We start from the raw sequence: 8,687 nt of genomic DNA, 5'->3' as shown, positions 1-8,687 counted from the left end.
GTTACATATTTGCCCGACACATACGCCGTGCCGCCGTTGTATTTGATCTTCAGCCAGCCCCCGCCGGCCTCACCCGTCACGTCGACTTTTGTTCCCTTTTTCAGTGTCGTCAACGGTTTCCTGGAGGTCCCGGGGACAGGTCGCACATTCAGATTATCCGTCGTTGTCCCGGTGTAGAGGGTCTTCAGAGGAGCAGACGGGTTTTTCCCCGCGTTCGCCTTCGTCACAAAATCACCCGACACATACGCTGTGCCGCCGTTGTATTTGATCTTCAGCCAGCCGCCGCCGGCCTCGCCTGTCACGTCGACCCTGGTTCCCCTTTTCAGCGTCGTCAGCGGTTTCCTGGAGGTCCCGGGGACTGGCCGTACGTTCAGATTATCCGTCGTCGTCCCGGTGTAGAGCGTTTTCACTGATGACATCCGTTCAGTAAAACCGGCAGAAGACCCGCCTGTTTTTATGTATTCTGCTGATACATAGGCTGAGCCACTTTGATAGTTGACCTGAAGCCAGCCAGACGCAGTTTTTCCGGTGACGGTAACTGTTGCGCCTGGTTTCAGCGTAGTAAGTATCGTCCCATTTTTACCGGGAAGAAAACGGACATGCAGCCAATCGGTGGTCACACCCTGATAAGGTGAAACTTTCTGAACGGGCTGAACAGACGGCTGAGTTGCCGCTTTTGCCTTTGCAACATAATATCCATCTACAAAGGCCGTTCGGTTATGATGCTTGATCTTCAGCCAGTGGCCTTTCTCACTTTTTCTATCCACGCCGATCACGCTGAATGTATCTCCTCTGTTCAGCATGCCGATCTCATCATGATCCGTTCCTGGTGTACTTCGAATATTCAGATTAGTCTTAGCCTGACCGGTATACGCCTTGAACGAGTCTGCAGAAGCTTCTAACGGGTTTACGGCCGACACCGCGGCTACAGCAGCGGCTGTGGTCACAGCACCCAGTATTGTCAGGTTGCGATTTGGATTCATGGTATTGCACCTCTTACCAGCTGGTTTAATCGTTAATTGAGAATAAAAAACTTTTTTCATTTACGTTTCTCATGAAATAAAGAAGTACGATAGTCCGGCGATCATAGCTGAATGCTTTAGATCCGTAACTTTGCGTCACTGTTTTTCAACAGTTTTGCCCTTTAGAAAAAAGAAATGGTCTGAGTATTACTATCATTTTATCATAATTGGTCATATTTACCAAGATTGCACAGGCTTCTCTTTTTAAGCAAAACAGTGATTCTATGATTTATATCGGTGAGATTAACCTGAAAGTTTACCTGATGCTGATTGCCTGATGGCCGAATTGCTCCCATGCCTCAATAAACGCTGCTTTTTCTGACTGACTCCCCTCATGATCAGCAAGCGGATCATTGAAGAAGATATGTTCTCTGTCGTAACCGGTTACCAGCACAGAATGCTCCTGGAATGTGATGCGCATATCTCCCTCTTCCGTATGCCAGTTTCTCCATGCGGAATCCGGTACCGGCCGGAAATGAATACTTGTAATGATCCAGACAGGGTTCCCACTGGAAATCTCCTTTTCAACATCCGTCCAGCTGCTTCCTGAGAAATCATGTACACGATTTCCCAGATACTTTTCCGCGAGTTCAGCTACCGGGCCATGATATACCGCAAAACCCGGATGATTCCTGTCCCCGCGATACATATTACCGACAAAACCTTCGTTCGGGTTGCCCATATATCTTCCCGCCTGAAAGGGAACTTTCTTCATTTCCCCGGCCAGTTTCATTTTGTCCGTAACAACCCCTGCGTCACGCAGCAGCATCGTAAGGCTTGTCACTTCGCATCCATTGGGCAGTTCCGGCAGCTGTCTGATATGGGGGGCGGAAAGTTTCTTCTCTACATCCGGGCCATCGAAAACATGATTAATGTATTGCTTTATGGAATTCTGCTTTATGGGATTCTCCTGTTGCAGATCCTGTTGCGGGTGATCTTCCGGGTCCACTCTGCTATTTCCGACTACTTCCACTAATCCGGTTTCCCCGAGTACAAGCATGATACAAAAGAAAACAATCAGGAGCATCAGTGCAAAAACACGTCCCTGGCTTGGCATCACTGAATACCTTCTTCCCTTTGCCGCTCAGGCAGACTTCTGATCCATTATTTTGCATTTCGTAAATCAATAAACCGGAGCAGATGATAAATCGTTTCAATCGCTGTAACCGGTACTTGTTTCGCCCGCGCGGTTTTGATCACAAATCCAAGTATCGCCTCAAGCTCCATTTTCCTTCCATGCTCCAGATCCTGAAGCATGGATGTCTTGTGATTCTGTACGTCCCTGTTGGGCAGAAGGACTTTTTCTGCATAATCACGGTTAATCGTAATACCCACTGCGGACGCTGTACGGATATATTCTTTTTTTACTTCGGCTAAAATCGGGAACAGATCAGTATCGTTCAGCGCTTCACCGACCCGGGTCCGGGTCAAAGCCGTCAGTGGATTATAAATAATGTTCCAAAGGAGTTTATCCCATTTAACCTGACGAATATCCGGGGAGACATGTGTATCCACTCCTGCCTGGCGGAACATCTTGCCCAGCCATTCCAGAGATTGGGCAGCCTCTCCGGTCTTCCATTCGCCGATAATCAGTTTTCCCTCACCGACGTGATCCACAACACCGGGCGCTTCCCGAATCACGGAAATGAATGCGGAACCGCCGGCAACATGCTCTGCACCGAAAACATCGACGAGCTTTTCTTCATTACCGATACCGTTTAACAGGCAGATAATCTTTGTGGATGGCCCTGTGAGCGTCTTCAGCTCCGGAATACATTGATCCAGCGCATTTGATTTCACGGCAAGCAGAATAAAATCCAGGTCATCTACCGGCTGCAGATGATCTGCATCCAGCACCTTTACCGGCAGTGAGAAATCTCCGTTAATGCTGTGAACGATCAGATCATGTTGTTGTAAATAGTCACGCGTCTTTCCTCTGGCTGCAAAAGCAACGTCCAATCCCTGTTTCGCCAGTACACCACCATAAAAACAGCCTATGGCTCCCGCACCAAGTACCGCAATCTTCACATAAATCTCTCCCTTTGATATGACACGAACACGGTCCATCATCTTATTTATTCCATTTTACAGCATTCCGCAGATGAATTCTGCTATCGCCATCCTGCCTGCGTCTTTTCTTACCTCATTTATTCATTATATAATAAGTCTGTCTGTCTACTCAGTGAAAGCAGGTGAAGGGCATTGGATGAGATTGTAATATACTGTGATGGCGGCTGCCGTGGCAATCAGAGTGACCGGAATGTCGGCGGATGGGGAGCTGTACTCACCTATCACGGCCGGACAAAGGAACTTTATGGCGGTACGCGAAATACAACCAACAATATTATGGAACTGACTGCTGCGATCCGGTCGCTGGAAGAGCTGAAAACCGATCATATTCCCGTTTCTTTTTATATTGACAGTGCTTATGTTGTTAACGGCATGAACAGCTGGGTCACCGGCTGGACGAAAAAAAACTGGAGAACGGCAGGTGGTCAGCCTGTCAAAAACAGAGAATTATGGCAGCGGTTAAACGCACTGGCACAGAAACAGCATCAGATTACTTTTAATAAAGTCAAAGGTCATCATGGGGTGGCGCTGAATGAACGTGCGGACCAGCTCGCCAATCAGGGGATGGACGAAGTGGAATCCGCAAGATAAAGCCTCTCTCCTGCAGGCATGTAATAACCCGCGTTGAACGGATATTTTCCGAACAGCACGGGTTTATTTGTGTTTCAAAATCAGCAGTTCATACCGACTTCATTGCCGGTCCATACCGCATTCATGATATTGGCCGGCCGGCCGGCGTCACCGATTAAATACAGATCGGCTATTTTTCCATGAAGCTGATTAAACAGTGTCTGATCTGCACGGAATCCCACAGACATGACGATAGTATCTGCCTGTACCAACTGTTTTTCAAACTGTTTATTGGCCAGAACAGCACCTTCCGGGGTAATTTCAATCAGAGAACTGTCCGTGATCCTGTTTACCTGAAATTTATTCAGTAAATCCAGGAGCATGATTTTATTCATATGGGGAATGGGCTTTCCCCCGCCATTCGTTAATATGTCACTCTGGGCCTCAACGATGGTCACTTTCTTACCCTGTTCGGCGAGATATAGTGCCGTTTCGGAACCCACAAGTCCTCCGCCGACGACAAGTATATTTGATCCGGCCTCTTTGGTCCCTTCCAAAATCTCGATCGCAGTGGCAACATTATTTTTCTCCGATCCGGGGATATCCAGACGGATCTCTTTTGCCCCGGTAGCCATGATCACCACATCCGGCCGCTGTTCTTTAACAAGATTCTCTGTAACCTGAGTGTGAGTCAGAACGTTAATATTCAGCCTCTCCAGTTCATTTTTATACCAGGCAATCAGCCGTCTGTCATCCACCTTAAAACCGGGAACCGAGCCCGGAACAATTTGCCCGCCTAATCGATCGCTTTTTTCATAAATCGTCACCTGATGTCCGCGAATGGCAGCCACTCTTGCTGCTTCCATTCCGGAAACGCCGCCACCGACAACCATGACTTTCTTTGAAACAAGAGCCTTTTCCGGGACATAGTATCTTTCTCTGCCGCAGGCCGGGTTCACGGCGCAACTGAGCGGTTTTCCTTCAAATCCACGCCCGAGACAGCCTACATGACACCCGATACAGGGCCGGATCTCTTCCACCTGGTTATTTAGTACCTTCTTCGCCCAGTAAGGGTCTGTGAGCAGCGGCCGTCCCAGACCAATCATATCCGCTGCCCCGTCTTCAAGCGATTTTTCCGCGGTTTCGGGTACGCCCAGTTTTCCCGCAACAATGACAGGGATATGAACCGCCTTCTTTAATTCTTTTGTATAAGGCAGATAGAGTCCTTCTTTCTGGTAAATCGGCGGATGCGACCAGTACCAGGCATCATATGTGCCGACATCCGTATTTAGCTCATCATAACCGGCCTCTTCAAGAATTTTTGCGGCAGCGATCCCTTCTTCAAGATCACGGCCTTTATCTACATAGTCCTCGCCCGGGAGACCGCCCTGACGCCAGTCTTTGATACAGCTTTTCACACTGTAACGTACACCGACAGGAAAATCGGCCCCGCATCTTTTTTTAATCCCCTGGACAATTTCAACCGGAAGCTGGAATCGTCCTCTTAAATCACCGCCATATTTGTCGGTTCTTCTGTTGAATAAAGCAAGAGTAAATTGATCAAGGAGATAGCCTTCGTGGACCGCATGAATCTCTACCCCGTCAAATCCTGCCTTCTTCGCAATGTCGGCGCTTTCAATAAACTTTTGAACGATCCATTCCACTTCATCGGTCGTCAAAGAATTGCAGGTCACCGATGGATCCCAGTAATTGGGTATAGCCGATGCTGAAACCGGCGCAGCAGTGAGCAGTGCTCCCGGGACGCCGCTTCGTCCAAAGCCCATGGTCAGCTGCAAGAAGATTTTTGATCCGTAAGCGTGAACGCGTTCCGTCATTTCAGCAGAAGTCATAAGAAATCTTCCCGGGTTCTCTGAAACAACCGGGATAATCCCCGAAACAACCTTATCCAGCTTATTCTCAACTTTGGTGATACTCGTAATAATTAAGCCCGTCCCGCCTTTCGCCCGTTCAACATAGTAATCTATTGCCCGCTGGCTGTAACATCCTTCATTGTCCACTAACCCAAATGCGCCCATCGGAGCCATAGAGATCCGGTTTTTCACTTCCACTTTGCCTATCTTAATCGGTTGAAACAAGGACTCGTACATTTGCTTCGCCTCCATGTGTGTATGCGCTTATATATCGGTTATATCATTAAACAGCCAATTTGCATGTTAAATTTTTCACAAATTATGGTAGCGATTACATCCTTTTTTTAATGGCGCGCCTGATGTTTATGCGTCATGCCTGCCCGGACGATCTATCGCTGATATAAAGAAAAACATGCCGGCCGGCAGATTACAGACGCTGCCGGAGGCCTGGTTTTGCTGAGCCCTTTCTCAATCGGTTTGTACTTTCTTAAAGTCAAAAAAAAGCCCGGCATACGCCAGACGGGTTTAATGTAACTGCAGAACAATTTTGTCTGCCTGTATGGATTTTTTCACGTTAATGACCCGCTGATTTTCCGAGCCGCGGAATTTCAGTTTCAGATTTCGTTTGTCTCTTTCAAAAGGACCGTCAACCAGCACATCAATATGATCCAGCATCTCTCTGCGCTTTGGATCCCGCAGCAGATCTTCAAAATGAAAACCGGTCCAGCACCAGATGTCTTTGCCCGGGCACTCGCTGTTCACCCGTTTGACAAGACGGGTCAGCGTCTCCGGATGATCGAACGGTTCACCGCCGAGCAGCGACAGGCCCTGAACGGGTCGGGCGGGATCGTTCAGATCCGCTATAATTTTATTTTCAGTTGATTCCGTATAAGGCTTTCCAAAGTTCGGATTCCAGGCCACCGCATTCCAGCAGCCCCTGCAGTGAAAATGACAGCCGCTGACAAACAGAGAGTGCCTGATCCCCGTTCCATTCAGAAAGTCAAACGGTTTATAATCAGCATAATTCATAGTTAAAGAGCCGCCGCCCGGCAGCCTGACCTCCCTTACCGTTCCGATGAACTTAGCACTGCTGTTTCTTCCGGCTGTTGATTTCTTTCAGACGGCCTTTGATCGGCTTGCGCTGGATCACCGATCCCAGGTAACCGCAGAGGCGGCGGATGCAAGACGTTGTTGCCGGATCATGGTTACCGCAGTCCGGACATTTAAAGCCTTCTGCCGTTGCTTCAAATTCGCCTTCATAGCCACATGCGTAGCATTTATCGATCGGCGTGTTCGTCCCAAAATACCCGATCCGGTCATACGTGTAATCCCATACCGTCTCGAGTGCTTCCGGATTATTCACCAGTGACGGGAACTCGCAATAGTGGATAAACCCTCCGGCTGTGTAGGGCTCGTAATCTTTTTCAAAATCTATTTTTTCAAAAGGATTGATTTTCTTGCGGACATCATAGTGAAAGCTGTTCGTATAGTAATCCTTGTCTGTGATGTCTTTGATGCTGCCGAACCGCTCTTTATCCAGCCGGCAGAAACGGTCGGTCAGACTTTCAGAAGGGGTCGCGTAGACGCTGTATGCGTAGCCGGTTTTCTTCTGCCACTGGAGTGAAACCTCTTTGAACCGCTTAACGATATCCAGTGTAAAGGCTTTCGCCTCTGCATTGTGTTCCCACTCCGGTCCGTAAAAGACGGTGGCCGCTTCATACAGTCCGATATAGCCCATCGAAACCGTGGCACGGCCGTTTTTAAAAATATCCGACACAGAGTCATCGGCGGCAAGGCGCTTGCCCGTTGCCCCATACTGATAAAGAATAGGCGCGTTTTTCGCCTGAACCTTATCCAGTGTGTGAATACGGAATTCAAGGGCGCGGCAGACCAGATCAAGCCGTTCTTCGAAAATGGCCCAGAACGTTGTTTTGTCTCCTCCCGATTCAATGGCGATCCGCGGAATATTCAGCGTTACAACGCCCATATTATTACGGCCGTCGGTGATATATTCGCCATTTTCCTGATAAGAAGGCAGGAAGGAGCGGCAGCCCATCGGTGCTTTAAAGTCACCTGTAACGGCGACAATCCGGTCATAATTCAGGATATCCGGATACATCCGTTTCGTCGCGCACGCAATCGCCATTTTCTTGACATCGTAGTTCGGATCCTCCGGTTCAAGATTCAGTCCGCGTTTGATTGTAAAAACAAGCTTCGGGAACACGGCGGTTTTGTGATCACGTCCAAGCCCGATCATTCTCACTTTCAGGATGGCTTTCTGGATCTCGCGTGCAAACCATGACCGGCCGAGACCGAAATTCAGGGTAAAAAACGGGGTCTGTCCATTCGAACTGAACAGCGTATTAATCTCATATTCCAGTGACTGCATGGAATCATAGATTTCCTTCCTGGTCATCGCATAGGCGTAGTTTTCCTGCTCTCCCGTATCGGAAATCCATTGTTTCGCCGTTTTCAGGTATTTCTGAAAACTGATTTTTGCATAAGGCTCGAGCACTTCGTCTGCCCGGTTAAAGGACGTGCCGCCATAAATGTTGGAAGATACATTAGCTACAATCTGTGCGACAAGCGCCGTGGCTGTTTTTATCGATTTGGGCTGTTCCACGTCGGCATTACCGATTGAAAAGCCATTTTTCAGCATCCCTTTGAAATCGATCAGCATACAGTTATACATGCTGAAGAACGGTGAGTAATCCAGATCATGGAAATGGATCATCCCCTGATTGTGCGCATCCGCAAATTCCCGGGGCAGGATGTGACGCAAGGCAAAGTCTTTTGCCGTAACACCGGCGAGCAGATCCCGCTGTGTATTAAAAACTTTTTCATCTTTGTTTGCATTTTCATTTGCGACGTACTCATCCATGTTGATTAAATCCCGAATTTTATCATCCAGAGTTTTTTCCTTAATTTCCGGTTCTCTGATCATCCCGACCACCCTTTGCAATAACTCTTGAACATATTATAAAACAATATGTAGTGGGGTCAAGGGTGATTATGGTACAAGATGTTGACATACAACCGGATTTTCGCCCGTTTACAGCATAAGCGCGCGGAAAAAGCTCTGAACACATAATTGTGACATGTTTGCGAACGCCTCATGATCAGGGTCAGAAAAATATTTTCCCCATCCGTCAGG

The 8,687-nt window shown here is 48.2% G+C and carries 6 protein-coding genes, 1 pseudogene and 1 riboswitch; of the genes and pseudogenes, 1 reads left to right on the top strand and 6 read right to left on the bottom strand.

Annotation, left to right across the window (positions count from 1 at the left end):
• From EWH91_RS07460 to EWH91_RS07450, 3 genes are all read right to left on the bottom strand, one after another.
• The coding region (locus tag EWH91_RS07460) for an SH3 domain-containing protein (RefSeq protein WP_165364271.1) at positions 1-983 on the bottom strand (983 nt) is incomplete at its 3' end.
• Positions 984-1,068: 85 nt separating this feature from the next.
• A riboswitch (cyclic di-GMP riboswitch) is annotated at positions 1,069-1,152 on the bottom strand.
• Positions 1,153-1,278: 126 nt separating this feature from the next.
• Positions 1,279-2,079 (bottom strand): C39 family peptidase, encoded by an 801-nt coding sequence (locus EWH91_RS07455; RefSeq protein ID WP_129929410.1) that lies wholly within the window; start codon positions 2,077-2,079, stop codon positions 1,279-1,281.
• A gap of 47 nt (positions 2,080-2,126) precedes the next feature.
• Positions 2,127-3,050, bottom strand: coding sequence for a ketopantoate reductase family protein (locus tag EWH91_RS07450; RefSeq protein WP_129929409.1), 924 nt, complete (start codon positions 3,048-3,050; stop codon positions 2,127-2,129).
• Between the two features lie 174 nt (positions 3,051-3,224).
• Here EWH91_RS07450 and rnhA point away from each other — a divergent pair, with 174 nt between their 5' ends.
• Entirely contained in the window at positions 3,225-3,683 is a 459-nt protein-coding gene (rnhA, locus tag EWH91_RS07445; protein ID WP_129929408.1) for a ribonuclease HI, read from the top strand.
• A gap of 80 nt (positions 3,684-3,763) precedes the next feature.
• On the opposite strand, the gene EWH91_RS07440 is transcribed toward rnhA, so the two are convergent.
• From EWH91_RS07440 to nrdD, 3 genes and pseudogenes are all read right to left on the bottom strand, one after another.
• On the bottom strand, positions 3,764-5,770 hold the full coding sequence (locus tag EWH91_RS07440; RefSeq protein ID WP_129929407.1) for an FAD-dependent oxidoreductase: 2,007 nt from the start codon (positions 5,768-5,770) through the stop codon (positions 3,764-3,766).
• A gap of 288 nt (positions 5,771-6,058) precedes the next feature.
• Positions 6,059-6,562, bottom strand: a complete 504-nt coding sequence (nrdG, locus tag EWH91_RS07435) for an anaerobic ribonucleoside-triphosphate reductase activating protein (protein ID WP_129929406.1) — start codon at positions 6,560-6,562, stop codon at positions 6,059-6,061.
• A gap of 52 nt (positions 6,563-6,614) precedes the next feature.
• A pseudogene (nrdD, locus tag EWH91_RS07430) lies at positions 6,615-8,456 on the bottom strand (anaerobic ribonucleoside-triphosphate reductase); the annotation flags it as partial.
• Between the last annotated feature and the right edge of the window lie 231 nt (positions 8,457-8,687).

Source organism: Sporolactobacillus sp. THM19-2 (genome assembly GCF_004153195.1).
In the GTDB taxonomy this organism is placed as follows: Bacteria; Bacillota; Bacilli; order Bacillales; family Sporolactobacillaceae; genus Sporolactobacillus.
This window is presented reverse-complemented; position numbering and strand designations above follow the sequence as displayed.